Genomic DNA, 14,499 nt, shown 5'->3' with positions numbered 1-14,499 from the left:
GATAAGCCGCAAATGGTGCGGCCGGATGACGCTTCGCCACACACTAAGGGATTCCCTGATACGGCAACGCCAGCAACGCAGTGCACTCTGATCTGGATTCGGCCCGAGCAGCGATGGAGAATTCCCGACGCCTCTGCCCCCACCTTCAAGTCGGGCGCCCGGATTTCGGGCATCGAACTGACCTGCAAGTGCATGAGAAAACCGCCCGGTCAGAAACTGAATCGTGTCGTCCAGCAGATTATTGACGTACGACACTCGTCTAAGGGAAAAGAGGTGCTAGCATAGAGCCACCAGTCGATCTCAGCATGCACCCTAACTAGTAGTCAGGATATGACCGAGCCAGAAGACCCCAGCCGTGAGCGTCTCAAGCACCACTTTGCCCAGCGGGTAATTCATCAGGCACGTCAGATTCTTGAGATATGGCAGCGCCTGCAACGCAGTGAGTGGTCCACCGTCGATCTCGCCGAACTGAGCGAGGCGAATCTGCGTCTGCTGCGTTTTGCCGAGCGGTTCGAACAGCCGGAACACACCCAGCTGGCGCATCACATCAGCCAGTCGCTGCAAGCGGTGGATGCCAACCGTGGGCGCCTCAGCAGCGGCCTGATCACTGATCTCAATCGTTTGATGCAGCGCCTGTCGCGCACTGGCCTGCGCCATGGCGATCAGCTCGACCAGACGTTCCTGCCGCCGCTGCGCAAGCCGATCTACGTAATGTTGCAGGATCACGACCGCGCCGAGCGGCTGGCCAAGCAGCTGGAATTTTTCGGTTTGAGCGCGCAGGCGCTGGACAGTGTGGCGGCGTTTCGCTCGTCGATGGTCGAGCGTTTGCCCGCGGCTATCGTCATGGACGTGGATTTCAGTGGCCCCGGCATCGGCCTGAAACTCGCCGCCGAAGCTCAGGTCGGCCTCGAAGAACCCCTGCCGCTGCTGTTCTTCAGCCTGCACGAAACCGACACCCCGACCCGCCTCGCCGCCGTGCGCGCCGGTGGCCAGGAATTCCTCACCGGCACCCTCGAAGCGTCGAGCCTGCTGGAAAAAATCGAAGTGCTGACCTGCGTCGCCCAGTACGAGCCCTATAAAGTGCTGATCATCGACGACTCGCGCGCCCAGGCCCTGCACACCGAGCGCCTGCTCAACAGCGCCGGGATTGTAACCCGCACCTTGATCGAACCGATTCAGGCAATGGCCGAACTGGCGGATTTCCAGCCGGACCTGATCATCCTCGACATGTACATGCCGGCCTGCACCGGCACCGAGCTGGCCAAGGTCATCCGTCACAACGACCGCTACGTCAGCGTGCCGATCATTTACCTGTCGGCCGAGGATGATCTGGACAAGCAGCTCGACGCCATGAGCGAAGGCGGCGATGACTTCCTGACAAAGCCGATCAAACCGCGGCACCTGATCACCACCGTGCGCAACCGCGCCGCACGTGCGCGCAATCTGAAAGCGCGGATGGTTCGCGACAGCCTCACGGGCCTGTACAACCACACGCACATCCTTCAATTGCTCGAAGACTGCTCGTTCCGTGCGCGCCGCGAGAACAAGCCGCTGAGCTTTGCCATGCTCGACATCGATCACTTCAAACGGGTCAACGACAGTCACGGCCACCCGATGGGCGACCGTGTGATCAAGAGCCTGGCGCTGTTTCTCAAGCAGCGTTTGCGCAAGACCGACTTCATCGGCCGTTACGGCGGCGAAGAGTTCGCCATTGTCATGCCCGACACCGATATCGACGCAGCGCACAAAGTGCTCGACGAAATTCGCCAGCGCTTTGCCGAGATTCACTACCCGGCGCAGCCGCAGGATCTGTGGTGCACGTTCAGTGCCGGCGTGGTGGAGATGTGCGATGACTCCGACAGCCTGATGATGGCCAGCCAGGCCGACGAGGCGCTGTACCGCGCCAAAGGTGCCGGACGCAATCGAGTGCAGACCGCGCGGCAGTCAAAGCAAAGTGCCACTTTTTCATCGGAATCCACTGATTCGGTCATAACCCTGTAATAGAACCGCAATAAATTCAGGCGCTTACCATTTCTGCCGTTGGTAGCCGTCATGCGCCTGAAGTTGCTCACCAATCTCAACACTCTGCTGCTGGTCGCCGTCTGCGTGGCCCTTGGCGCCACGCTGTGGTGGTCGCAAAAGCCCTCGAACGCCCCTATCTGTTGATGGAGCGTTACCTCGGGCTGTCGCAACAATTTCAGAATGAAGTGGCGCGCAACGTCGAGGATTACCTCGCCAGCGGTGACGCGCTGCGCCTGAGCAGCGCCGCTCAGGCCATCGACAGCGTGCAGAAACAACTGGATGAATTGCCTCCGCCGCTGGCCGACACCGTGCGGCCAAGTCTGACGAGCCTCGATGAGTTCAGCAAAACCGACCTGCTCGCCGCCGGCAAACTGGCCGGCGATCCGCAGGCGCTGCTGTTGCAGGCCGAACGTGAACTCAGCGCCAGCCTCGACCAGCTCAATACCTATGCCAATGGCAATGCGGCCTACCTCGCGCCACTGCTCGCCGCGTCGCAGCACTTGGGCAAACTATCGCTGGCGCGAGACAAACTGGTCAGCAGCGGGCGCAGTGAACTGGCTGCCGATGTCGAGCGCGAAGTGGGCAACATGCGCGCCCAGGCCGAGTCCATCGATGCCCTGCCCTTGCTCGGTGTGGTCGCCAGCAACGAATCGAGCAGTGACGATTTCGCCGCGTTGATGGGCATCGAAAACACCGACAAAGCCGCCGCCGAAGATGCCGGTATCGCCCTCAAGCGCGAACTGAACAGCTTGCTCGGCCGCTACCCGGCGGAACTGGCGCGCACCCGCGAGCAGATCCAGAAACGCGCCGACCTCAGCGCCGCCACCCACGACAAAATCGCCAGCGTGCAGCACGTTATCGCCGGTCTCGAACCGGTGGTACGCGCGCAACACGGGCAGATCCAGGGCGAAGTGCGCCTGATGCAAGGCGTGATGATCGGCCTGATTCTACTGATCGCCCTGCTCATCGACACCTTGCAGCGGCGCCTCGCCCGCACCCTGACCAACCTCGCCCCGGCGCTGTCGACCTGGGCCGAGGGCGATTTCAGCCAGGATATTCAACTGGGCAAGACCAATCGCGAATTGCACGACATCGAAGCCTCGCTCAATCGCTTGCGCGCCTATCTGGTGGATCTGGTCGGCACCATTCGCGGCAACGCCGAGCAAGTCGCAGGCAGCAGCCGCACCCTCGCCGAACTGAGCAATGACTTGCACAGCGGCGCCGAGCATCAGGCAGGTGACACTGCGCTGATTCGCGACTCGCTGGGTGAACTCGAGGCGACCATTCAGCAAGTGGCCGGCGATGCCCGCCAGGCAGCGGACGCCAGCCGTCATGCCGGACTGGCCGTCGAGCATGGCCAGACGGTGATCGGCCAGAGCCTCACCGGGTTGCATGCGCTGGTTGGTGAAGTTCAAGGCAACGCACAGATGATCGAACATCTGGCGGAAGAGTCGGCAACCATTGGCGGCGTGCTGACGGTAATTCGTTCGATTGCTGACCAGACCAATCTGCTCGCCCTGAACGCCGCAATCGAAGCGGCCCGCGCCGGGGAGATGGGCCGTGGTTTTGCCGTGGTCGCGGAAGAAGTGCGTTCGCTGGCACAACGCACCGCCGGGGCCACGGCAGAAATCCAGACGCTGATCGCCGGCCTGCAGACCGCCGCCCGGCAATCGGTCGAAGGCATGCGCGCGCAGGTCGAACACGCCGAAGCCACGGCCAATCAGGCGCAGGCGGCCGACGGCGCATTGGACAAAATCGTCGGCGCGATCCAGACCATCGCCGATACCGCCGTGCGCATCGCCGATGTCACCGCGCAGCAAAGTGGCGCAGTCAGCGAGATCCGCGACCACAGCGAACGCATCCATCAACTGGGTGGGGATAACCTGCTGCGCATCGGACAGGGGCGTGAACAGGGCGAGAATCTGTTAGTTCTAGGCGGCCGACTGCACACGGCCGTACAAGCCTTCCGCGTCTGACAAACTGCTATCGCGAGCAGGCTCGCTCCTACTTTGCAATGCATCTCCCTGTGGGAGCGAGCCTGCTCGCGAAGAGGCCCATGGCACCACCACTAATGACCGGATCAGCTCACTCGGTCACAAATTTCGCGCAAACATCGCCCATCGTGCCGCCTATTGCATGGAACTGGACAGTCACAAAGGCTTTGCGGCATAGTCGCCGGGTTCTGACGACTGCTCATTGATAACAAGGACAACGCAGATGGCAACCCTACTGGTGCTGCACGGCCCCAACCTGAACCTGCTCGGCACCCGGGAACCGGGGACCTACGGGTCGACGACCCTGGCGCAGATCAATCAGGATCTGGAGCGGCGCGCCCGCGAAGCCGGCCATCATCTGCTGCATCTGCAAAGCAACGCCGAGTACGAATTGATCGATCGCATCCACGCTGCGCGCGGTGAAGGCGTGGACTTCATTCTGATCAATCCGGCGGCTTTTACGCACACAAGTGTCGCATTACGTGACGCGCTGCTGGGAGTGAGCATCCCATTCATCGAAGTGCATTTGTCCAACGTGCACAAGCGCGAACCTTTCCGCCATCACTCCTACTTCTCCGATGTAGCGGTAGGAGTGATCTGCGGCCTTGGCGCCAGCGGTTACCGACTGGCCCTGGAGGCCGCACTAGAGCAGCTTGAACACCAAGCTATACGCCCCTGACCGACCCTTGGGAGTTGATGATTCATGGATATCCGTAAAGTTAAGAAACTGATCGAATTGCTGGAAGAGTCCGGCATCGACGAGCTCGAGATCAAGGAAGGCGAAGAGTCCGTACGCATCAGCCGTCACAGCAAGACCCCGGCGCAGCAGTACTACGCGCCAGCCCCGATGCAGGCTCCGGCCGCTGCCCCTGCTGCCGCGCCAGTCGCTGCCGCTGCTCCGGCTGCCGCTGCTGCACCCGCGCTGAACGGCACTGTGGCCCGTTCGCCGATGGTCGGCACCTTCTACCGTAAGTCTTCGCCAACCTCGCCAGCCTTCGTTGAAGTCGGCCAGACCGTGAAGAAAGGCGACACCCTGTGCATCGTCGAAGCCATGAAGATGATGAACCACATCGAAGCTGAAACCAGCGGTGTGATCGAATCCATCCTCGTCGAAGACGGCCAGCCGGTTGAGTACGACCAACCGCTGTTCACCATCGTTTGAACCGCGGAGAGCCTTTGATGACTGCGAAGTTGGAAAAAGTTCTGATCGCTAACCGCGGTGAGATCGCCCTGCGGATTCTGCGTGCCTGCAAAGAGATGGGCATCAAGACCGTCGCCGTTTACTCCAAGGCCGACAAAGAGCTGATGCACCTGGGTCTGGCAGACGAATCCGTCTGCATCGGCCCGGCGTCCGCCGCTCAGTCTTACCTGCACATCCCGGCCATCATCGCTGCCGCTGAAGTGACCGGCGCCACCGCCATTCACCCAGGCTACGGTTTCCTCGCGGAAAACGCCGATTTTGCCGAGCAGGTGGAGAACTCCGGCTTCGCCTTCATCGGCCCGAAAGCCGACACCATTCGCCTGATGGGCGACAAGGTATCGGCCAAGCACGCGATGATCGAAGCAGGCGTACCGACTGTTCCAGGTTCTGACGGCCCGCTGCCGGAAGACGAAGAAACGGCGCTGCGCATCGGTCGTGAAGTCGGCTACCCGGTGATCATCAAGGCCGCCGGTGGCGGTGGTGGTCGCGGCATGCGTGTGGTGCACAAGGAAGAAGACCTGATCGCCTCGGCGAAACTGACCCGCTCCGAAGCAGGCGCGGCGTTCGGCAACCCGATGGTCTATCTGGAAAAATTCCTCACCAACCCGCGCCACGTCGAAGTGCAGGTACTGTCCGACGGCCAGGGCCACGCCATCCACCTGGGCGACCGCGACTGCTCGCTGCAGCGTCGTCACCAGAAGGTTCTCGAAGAAGCGCCGGCTCCGGGCATCGACGAGAAAGCGCGCCAGGAAGTATTGGCTCGCTGCGTCAAGGCGTGCATCGACATCGGCTACCGTGGCGCCGGTACTTTCGAGTTTCTCTACGAGAACGGTCGTTTCTACTTCATCGAAATGAACACCCGTGTTCAGGTGGAGCACCCGGTTTCGGAGATGGTCACCGGTATCGACATCGTCAAGGAGATGCTCAGCATCGCCGCTGGCAACAAGCTGTCGTTCACTCAGGATGACGTGGTCATTCGCGGTCACTCGCTGGAGTGCCGGATCAACGCTGAAGATCCGAAGACCTTCATGCCGAGCCCGGGCACGGTCAAGCATTTCCACGCTCCAGGCGGCAACGGCGTTCGCGTCGATTCGCACCTGTACAGCGGTTATGCCGTGCCACCGAACTACGACTCGCTGATCGGCAAGCTGATCACTTACGGCGCAACCCGCGACGAAGCCATGGCCCGCATGCGCAACGCCCTGGACGAAATCGTGGTCGACGGGATCAAGACCAACATCCCGCTGCACCGTGACCTGGTTCGTGACGAAGGCTTCTGCAAGGGCGGTGTGAACATTCACTACCTCGAGCACAAGCTGGCCAAACAGTCGTAAGGCTGAAGCGGTGTAAAAAACCCGATCCCTGCGGATCGGGTTTTTTTATGCCTGGAACAACGCCATCAGCTCAGCGACACCAACGAAAAAGCCTGCCCTTGAATCAATTCAGCAGTGGCCAGGCGCCCGCCCTGATCGACCACAGCGCCAGAGGCATCTCGTTGCAACGGCTTTTGACGAAACCGCTGCATGAACAGCTTCGCGCGTTTCGCTACCGGATCGGTGGCATATCCCGCTCGCTGCAAAACCGGCGTATACAGGCGCTCAACCTGATTGGAGGACGTCTTGAACACAGTCGAAACACCGCTGTTCAGATTCAGCGAAACCGCATAGTTATTACCCAGACATGAAGAGTAGGACCAGTAATCCCAGCTTGGCCGCAGCCCCTGCTGGCGCAATGCCCTTCTGACCGCCCCGCCGATATCCGCCCCCGTCAGCCAGTCTCCGCCCACCAGGGTGGCACGAATATCCTTGGCCGAGCCTCCCAGGCGCGCCACTACGTCCTGGACGGTTCGCTCAATCAGAGAGTGAATATTGTGATCGAAATGGATGACCGCGCCGACCTTGGTCGCCGGGTTGTACATCGAGGCAATCACGCAGGTTTGCGCGTTCAGCGAAAACAGATAATTGTCCACAGACCCGGCGACGAACTTCGCTACCACGGCTTCGCCCTGCAACGCCCCACGGCTCAGCGCTGGCTCGACGCGACCGGGAAATGCATCGCGCAGATTGCTTACATGACCAAGGTTGCGCACCTGATCATGGCCGCCGCGCAGCCCGACTCGATCATGGGTCCATTTGCCGCTCGCAGCCAGGCGTATGGGGCGCCGATAAATGGCGGCGGGACGCCGGGCATCGACCAGGCTCAGGCCACCGAAATGCGGGTTTTCCCTGACCTGGAAGTACCTGCCTCTGTGGCGAATGTAATAGCTCGGCTGCGGCTGGACAGCACTCGGCGGACTGCGCCATGTGCCATAAAAAACACCTTCTTCAGTGACCCGCTGCAAATTACCCGGCTTGTTGCTGACGGCCTGCCTGGCATGAAAACGCACCTCGCGAACCGCCGGCAACGCTTCCTTGCGAAGCGGAGCCACGGTGTTCAAGCGCTCGCTGAGCAATGAGGCCGGCCGTGTCGTGTACTTCAGGTTTCTGACCGTACGCCCAAGCAATTTGACCGTACTGCCAGCGCCAACCGAGGCAAACAGCGCGCCCCACGACGCCTCAAGCCAATGCCCGAGCGCGCCCTCGACATCGCCTTCCAGATGCGCCGCGACGGCTTGACCGGCGCTGACGGCAACGAACACGACGTCCAGCAGCAAGGCGAAGGGCGGAAACACCATGCAGAACGGCGCGGCACCGAACATCAGGCCTTTGACCACTTGTCGCTCGATCATTTCTGCGCGACTGGTGGTGATGTCTTCCACATCGGTGACGGTGCGCTCGATATAAGCATTGAATTCGCTGCGAGCATCGCTCACTCGTTGCGCTTCGAACAGCGTATCGACGCGTTGTTTTTTGCCGCTATCGCATACAGCGAACGCGACACCGTGGCGCGCGCAGCAACCGGCGTGCGCGCCAGCAAATAGTCATGCAACGATCCGGCAATGTCGCCATACAGTGACTGATACGCACGCAACACGAGATCATCGGGAGCATCTGGGGTGTACAGCCACCAGGACGGTTCGGGATAGAAACAGGTGAAAACGTAAACCCCGAGCACCACGTGGCTGCGTACGGTAAAGCTGAAAACACCGTCACTGCTGACCACGCTGGCGCCCGGCAAATGCGTACCCGGCGCTGGCGGCTGACTCAACAACGAGACCTGACGGACCAGCGCAAAATAGACCGCGTCGCTTAACCGCGCCTGACTTCTGGCGACGCGCAAATCACGATCCATCTTCGACAGCAGCACGTTGCGCCAGGCGAACCGACGCGGCTCGTAAGCGTCATCGCGGGCGTCGAGATATTTGCTGCGGATCTCGCTGGCGTACTTTTCACCCAACCAGGCCCGGCGCAGATACAAGGCCAGATCGGCGCTGCGCACCCGGCTCAAATCCTGGCCAACGGAGGAGCGCACACCTTTTTTCGGATGATCAATGCCGGCGTTGTCGTCATAGCCGTAGATCGCCAGATCGAGCAGGCTGGCCACCGACTGCTGCCTGCGATCAGCGAGGCCGGCGTTGTAATCGATCAATACGGTGGCCGGGTCGACCGGTTCCAGTACCTGTTTGCTGCGCATATAAGGCGCGATCTCGGCGGCAACCGTGCGTCTGGCGAAGTCGATAAAGACTTCGAAACCGCCGAGCCACTCGTTGAAGACCTGCTGATGGACAACCAGCTCCTGATTCAGGCTGCTGAGACGTCGGCGCGCATCCAGGGGCAGCGTTGAGTACCAGCGCAGTGAGTTGTCCTCTTCGACCTGTTGCAAATTTTTCGCCAGACCCATCTGCACCGCCGCTTCGACGCATTCGGCGAACGGCATGGACGCACGCCGGATATCACTTTTCATTCCCCAAAGGCCAGGATCGGCCGCCACGGCAACAAGATACTTACGGGCTTGACGATGGGCAGTCGGGGAACGCTGCTGCACAAGGTATTCGCGACCGGACTCGCTCTGCGTCCAGCCCCAGACCTCTCCAGTCAGTGCCGCCAGCGAAGGCAGGCGGATCCACTCTTGACCGTCCGGCTTGTTTGGTGCGTACAGCAGCAGGTCGCTCACCGTTGATGGAGTGTCTTCCCGATAAAACACCAGAAAGTCGGCACACTGCATGCCGTTGGGTAGCGCCAGCGCGGCGACGCGCAAGGACGCGTCCATGGCCTTCCCCGCCCACATCGGTTCGAGACGGTCATGCTCTTCCACTGCCATATGCCCTGCACAACGCGCAATGAACGCGCTTTGCTTGAGCCGTGCGATGAACCAGTCGATCGAGGCTTTTTGCACTTCTTCGCGCGCATATTGCCCGGCGAGGGCTCTGAGGTATCCGACCGGGTAATCCTGGCCGGCCAGCATGTCGGCGATGAATGCCGGCTCCAGCGGCTGATTGCGTCGCGAAGGGCCGCCGGTCACTTCCAGCACGACGGCGAAATCCGCGCCGATCGGTCCCGCCGCGAGCAATTCGCTCAGACTGCGGTTCTGCGTCGGCTCGCCAACCGCTGAACGCCATTTCAGGCGAACGTTGATCCGGTCCGGTTCGACCTCCATGTCGAGCTTGAGCCGGATGTAGTCAATCGCCTGTTGCCGGGCATAGGCGCGCAACGAGCCGTAGCCTTCCAGCAGATCATCGAGCGCTGCCTGGGCCTGCGACGTCTGCTCTTGATAACTGCGCAACCTGGCTAACCCGGGTTCATTCAGCACCCGCAACCAATGTGGCAATTGCGCGTATGACTGCGCTTCCAGCCTTTTCTTTTCCGCGCCCGTTGCCAGCGCGGTCAACCGATAGCGGCGAGCGCCTCGTTCCTGAACCTTTTCGATCTGCCTGCGTAATCGATCCGGCGTCAGCCCCGCGAGACGGTCTGGGTGGAACAGCGCATCGATGTCGTTGATGTAGCGCCGCAACTTGCGCAAGACCAACTGATCGAACGCAGTCTCCTGTCCCTTGGTTTGCCAGTGTGTTCGCAGATAATTTTTGTAATGATCAAGGAAATGTTCCGAAACGCTATCTACGGCCTGGATGACCGCTTGACGGCGGCCGGCCGGCAAAGCCCGATCAGCAGCGCCCGGCCAGCGGTACGGAGCGTTACGGATCGCCAGGTACATCAGCGATTTGCCGTCGATGATTTTCTGCAGGATCGCATCAAGCAAAGCCAGCACGAACCCCGGATCGATATTGCCGTGCGGGTAGTGATCGCGCAGCTCGGTCAACGCAAAGTTTTCCATGGCCGCCAGTAAGGTCATCTGGCTGCTCAGACGCTTGTCGATCAGCACCTGCCAACGCGTGATCCGCAGCAGAATCTCCTGGGCCGTTCCTGTGGACGCAGCGGCTTGCGCTCGTTTTTCTTCTACAATCCCTTGTTCACCCGCCATGTCGTCCAGCCCGTTATTGCGTATAAATGAGCTTTCACTCTATTTGCCGGCAACCGCACTCAGGCAATACATATGTATATCGCCCCGGTGATTGTGTAACAGCAAAGCGGCGTGTCCACTTTGCCGGCGACCTGGCGTAAACTGCGCGCTTTTGCAGCTTCGGGCTGCCCCACAGATTTTCAAAGGTGCCCGCCATGCCTTGGCTGCAAGTCCGTCTCGCCATCACCCCGGAACAAGCCGAAACCTACGAGGACGCATTCCTCGAAGTCGGTGCCGTGTCGGTGACTTTCATGGACGCTGAAGATCAGCCGATCTTCGAGCCAGAACTCAACACCACGCCACTGTGGTCGCACACCCACTTGCTGGCCCTGTTCGAAGGCGGCACTGAACCGGAGCCGGTCCTGGCCCATCTGGAACTGCTGACCGGCGGCCCGCTGCCCGAGCACCACAGCGAAGTCATCGAGGACCAGGACTGGGAACGCAGCTGGATGGACGGTTTCGAGCCGATGCGTTTTGGCCAGCGCCTGTGGATCGTACCGAGCTGGCATGCAGCGCCTGAGCCTGACGCGGTCAATCTGCTGCTGGATCCGGGCCTGGCGTTCGGCACCGGCACGCACCCGACCACCGCGCTGTGCCTGGAATGGCTCGACGGCCAGGATCTGAAAGACTGCCACGTGCTGGATTTCGGCTGCGGCTCGGGGATTCTGGCGATTGCCGCGCTGCTGCTCGGCGCCAAGGAAGCCGTGGGCACCGACATCGACGTGCAAGCACTTGAAGCCTCGCGCGACAACGCCGGGCGCAACAACATTGCCGATGAGCTGTTCCCGCTGTATCTGCCGGAAGATCTGCCGCAGGTTCCGGCCGACGTGCTGGTCGCCAACATTCTCGCCGGTCCGCTGGTGTCTCTGGCGCCGCAGCTGTCCAGTCTGGTCAAGAGCGGCGGGCGCCTGGCGCTGTCGGGCATTCTCGCCGAGCAGGGCGAAGAAGTCGCTGCGGCTTATGCGCAGGACTTCGAGCTCGACCCGATCGCCAATCGCGATGGCTGGGTGCGCATCACCGGGCGTCGGCGCTAAAATGACCGCTTGCCTGAACCGGATCGCCGCATGACCGACAGTTTCGTCACCCAGTGCCCGCATTGCCAGACCAGTTTCCGCGTCAACCATGCCCAGTTGAGCGTGGCGCGCGGGGTGGTTCGTTGCGGCTCCTGCCTGCAAGTGTTCAATGCTGCCAAGCAGCTGCTCGAGCAACATGCCGGCAAGGACGCGGTGACGCCACTCGCGCCGCCGCTGCCTGAAGCGCCCGCGCCTGTCAGCGATTCTGCGGTCGTCGAACAAATTCCTGCACCGCGCGCCATCAGCCAGAAGCAATGGAGCGCGTCGGAACTGGATCTGGACAGCCTCGATCTGGACGAAGAACTCGCCCGCCTCGAACAACGCGAAATCCAGCCGGTCGCCGAGTTCGGGCGTGCCCGCGAAGATTCCTTGAGCGCCCGGCGCGATAGCCCGGAACCCGACGAAGGCACTTGGCCCGACAGCCTGTTCAGCGAGCCTGCCGATGAGCGCAGCGTAGCGCCTGATGTCGAGCCAGATATCGAGCCAGATATCGAGCACATCGAAACCCTCGAACCCGAGCGCACCGAACCTTCGCTGTCGCTGGAGCCGGTGGATCTGGACGACGAGCCGCCGATCCCGCAACTGCGCCTGCACGATCCGATCGATCCCAACGCCCGCCGTGAGCGCCTGTCGGCCAGCGACGACAGCGATGACGACGATCTGCCGTTGATCACCTCGCCGCGCAAAAAGCGTGAACGGGCTGAGCCCGGCGTGCGCGCCGAGGTGCTGCAGGATCTGACCGACGATCCGCTGCAACTGGACTGGCAGCAACGCCGTTCCCCTTGGGGCCGGCGCCTGCTCTGGCTGGCGCTGGTGGTGTTGGCCGCCGGCGCTCTTGCCGCTCAGTACGTTGCCTATCACTTCGAGGAACTGGCGCGGCAGGATCAATACCGCCCATGGTTCCAGCAGGTCTGCCCGCAGATCGGCTGCACCGTGCCGTCCAAAGTCGACATCGGCAAGATCAAGAGCAGCAATTTGGTGGTGCGCAGCCATCCCGAGTTCAGCGGGGCGCTGGTGGTCGATGCGATCATTTACAACCGCGCGACGTTTTCCCAGCCGTTCCCCTTGCTCGAACTGCGCTTTGCCGACCTCAACGGTCACCTGATCGCCAGTCGTCGCTTCAAACCCGGCGAGTACCTGAGCGGCGATCTTGAAGGCCTGGCGGAAATGCCGCCGCAGACGCCGATCCACATCGCCCTGGATATTCTCGATCCGGGGCCGAAAGCGGTGAACTACAGCCTGAACTTCCATTCGCCGGAATGAACCGCTTCAGCGTTTCCCGATTGACGGCATTTTTCTGACTGGATCGGAGCCAACCAAACCGTTGGCGATAACAGAATAACTGTTCAGATTTTGTTCAATTCAGCCTTTAACCAGTCATCGAGAGCGGGTATCATGCCCACCCTTTTTCGAACTCTCATGATCCGGCCCCACTTCAGGGAAGTCCTATGTCGGCGGTACGCATCGGCCCATATACATTGCAGAACGGTTTGATTCTCGCCCCGATGGCGGGCGTCACCGACCAGCCCTTTCGTCAGCTGTGCAAGCGTCTGGGCGCAGGGCTTGTAGTCTCGGAAATGGTCACCAGCGACATGAGCCTGTGGAATACCCGCAAGTCGCGCATGCGCATGATCCACGAAGGCGATCCCGAGCCCCGCTCGGTGCAGATTGCCGGTGGCGATGCGCAGATGCTAGCCGATGCGGCACGGGCCAACGTCGAACTGGGCGCGCAGATTATCGACATCAACATGGGCTGTCCGGCGAAGAAGGTCTGCAACAAGGCCGCCGGCTCCGCGTTGCTGAAAGACGAAGCACTGGTGACCGAGATCCTGCAGGCCGTGGTGGCCGCGGTTGATGTGCCGGTCACCCTGAAGATCCGCACCGGCTGGGATCGCGAGAACAAGAACGGCCTGACCGTGGCGAAGATCGCCGAACAGGCCGGGATCGCAGCGCTGGCCGTGCATGGCCGTACGCGCGCCGATCTGTACACAGGCGAAGCCGAGTACGACACGATTGCCGCGATCAAGCAGGCGGTGTCGATCCCGGTGTTTGCCAATGGCGATATCGATTCGCCGGAAAAGGCCCGATACGTGCTTGACGCGACCGGTGCCGATGGCCTGCTGATAGGCCGTGCCGCTCAAGGGCGGCCATGGATTTTTCGCGAGATCGAACACTTCCTGCGCACCGGCGAGAAATTGCCGGCGCCGGAACTGAGCGAAGTGGAACGCATCCTGCTGGAGCATCTGGCTGCCCTTCACGCCTTCTATGGTGACGTGATGGGCGTGCGCATTGCCCGCAAGCATGTGGGCTGGTATCTCGCAACCTTGCCGGGCGCCAGGGAGTTTCGCGCCCGTTTCAATCGTTTGGATGGTACGGAAACACAATGCGCCGACGTTCGGGAGTTCTTCGCCGAGCGTTACAAGAGCCTGACAGGGGACGAAGAAGGGGTGGCCGCATGACGATGATGACCGAGACTTTAGTGAGTGGAACAACACCCGTGAGCGACAACGTGAATTTGAAACAGCACCTCAACACGCCGAGCGAAGAAGGCCAGACCCTTCGCGGGAGTGTCGAGAAGGCGCTGCACAATTATTTCGCCCACCTTGAGGGCGCGTCCGTCACGGATGTGTACAACCTGGTGCTGTCCGAAGTCGAGGCGCCCCTGCTCGAAAGCGTGATGAACTACGTCAAGGGCAACCAGACCAAGGCCAGTGAGCTGCTCGGACTGAACCGCGGCACGCTGCGCAAGAAACTCAAGCAGTACGATCTGCTGTAAGCATTCAATCAAACCAGAAAGGCGCCCGCGTAAAAA

General features: G+C 61.2%; 11 protein-coding genes. 9 read left to right on the top strand and 2 right to left on the bottom strand.

Annotated features, from left to right (window positions below):
• The first annotated feature begins 330 nt into the window (after positions 1 to 330).
• The 5 genes from gcbA to accC all read left to right on the top strand — a co-directional run bounded on the left by gcbA (position 331) and on the right by accC (position 6,551).
• On the top strand, positions 331 to 2,001 hold the full coding sequence (gene gcbA / locus ACZZZ4_RS12025) for a diguanylate cyclase GcbA (protein WP_016771860.1): 1,671 nt from the start codon (positions 331 to 333) through the stop codon (positions 1,999 to 2,001).
• Positions 2,002 to 2,165: 164 nt separating this feature from the next.
• Complete coding sequence (locus ACZZZ4_RS12020; protein ID WP_463549272.1) at positions 2,166 to 3,998, top strand: methyl-accepting chemotaxis protein; 1,833 nt, start codon at positions 2,166 to 2,168, stop codon at positions 3,996 to 3,998.
• Positions 3,999 to 4,239: 241 nt separating this feature from the next.
• Positions 4,240 to 4,695, top strand: coding sequence for a type II 3-dehydroquinate dehydratase (gene aroQ / locus ACZZZ4_RS12015; protein ID WP_016771861.1), 456 nt, complete (start codon positions 4,240 to 4,242; stop codon positions 4,693 to 4,695).
• A 24-nt stretch (positions 4,696 to 4,719) separates the two neighbouring features.
• Positions 4,720 to 5,178: an acetyl-CoA carboxylase biotin carboxyl carrier protein gene (gene accB / locus ACZZZ4_RS12010; RefSeq protein ID WP_016771862.1), complete on the top strand. Its 459-nt coding sequence runs from the start codon at positions 4,720 to 4,722 to the stop codon at positions 5,176 to 5,178.
• 17 nt (positions 5,179 to 5,195) lie between these two features.
• Positions 5,196 to 6,551 (top strand): acetyl-CoA carboxylase biotin carboxylase subunit, encoded by a 1,356-nt coding sequence (gene accC, locus ACZZZ4_RS12005; RefSeq protein ID WP_024011424.1) that lies wholly within the window; start codon positions 5,196 to 5,198, stop codon positions 6,549 to 6,551.
• A 65-nt stretch (positions 6,552 to 6,616) separates the two neighbouring features.
• On the opposite strand, the gene ACZZZ4_RS12000 is transcribed toward accC, so the two are convergent.
• Together ACZZZ4_RS12000 and ACZZZ4_RS11995 are read right to left on the bottom strand one after the other, a co-directional pair.
• Entirely contained in the window at positions 6,617 to 8,029 is a 1,413-nt protein-coding gene (locus tag ACZZZ4_RS12000) for a hypothetical protein (protein ID WP_463547888.1), read from the bottom strand.
• Positions 8,026 to 10,575 carry a hypothetical protein gene (locus tag ACZZZ4_RS11995; RefSeq protein ID WP_463547887.1) on the bottom strand — a complete coding sequence of 850 codons (2,550 nt, stop codon included), beginning with the start codon at positions 10,573 to 10,575 and terminating at the stop codon, positions 8,026 to 8,028. The genes ACZZZ4_RS12000 and ACZZZ4_RS11995 overlap by 4 nt, the downstream gene beginning before the upstream one ends.
• Positions 10,576 to 10,769: 194 nt before the next feature.
• Here ACZZZ4_RS11995 and prmA point away from each other — a divergent pair, with 194 nt between their 5' ends.
• The 4 genes from prmA to fis all read left to right on the top strand — a co-directional run bounded on the left by prmA (position 10,770) and on the right by fis (position 14,463).
• The gene (gene prmA, locus ACZZZ4_RS11990; protein ID WP_039757012.1) at positions 10,770 to 11,648 is read left to right on the top strand and encodes a 50S ribosomal protein L11 methyltransferase; all 879 of its coding nucleotides are present in this window, start codon (positions 10,770 to 10,772) and stop codon (positions 11,646 to 11,648) included.
• 30 nt (positions 11,649 to 11,678) lie between these two features.
• Positions 11,679 to 12,950, top strand: coding sequence for a DUF3426 domain-containing protein (locus tag ACZZZ4_RS11985; protein ID WP_463547886.1), 1,272 nt, complete (start codon positions 11,679 to 11,681; stop codon positions 12,948 to 12,950).
• A gap of 185 nt (positions 12,951 to 13,135) precedes the next feature.
• Positions 13,136 to 14,146, top strand: coding sequence for a tRNA dihydrouridine synthase DusB (gene dusB, locus ACZZZ4_RS11980; protein ID WP_310403781.1), 1,011 nt, complete (start codon positions 13,136 to 13,138; stop codon positions 14,144 to 14,146).
• Positions 14,143 to 14,463: a DNA-binding transcriptional regulator Fis gene (fis, locus tag ACZZZ4_RS11975; RefSeq protein WP_002555375.1), complete on the top strand. Its 321-nt coding sequence runs from the start codon at positions 14,143 to 14,145 to the stop codon at positions 14,461 to 14,463. The genes dusB and fis overlap by 4 nt, the downstream gene beginning before the upstream one ends.
• Positions 14,464 to 14,499: the final 36 nt, after the last annotated feature.

This window comes from Pseudomonas sp. AC252, from assembly GCF_979258105.1.
The sequence above is the reverse complement of the archived record's forward strand: the minus strand, read 5'-3'. Positions and strand labels throughout refer to the sequence as shown.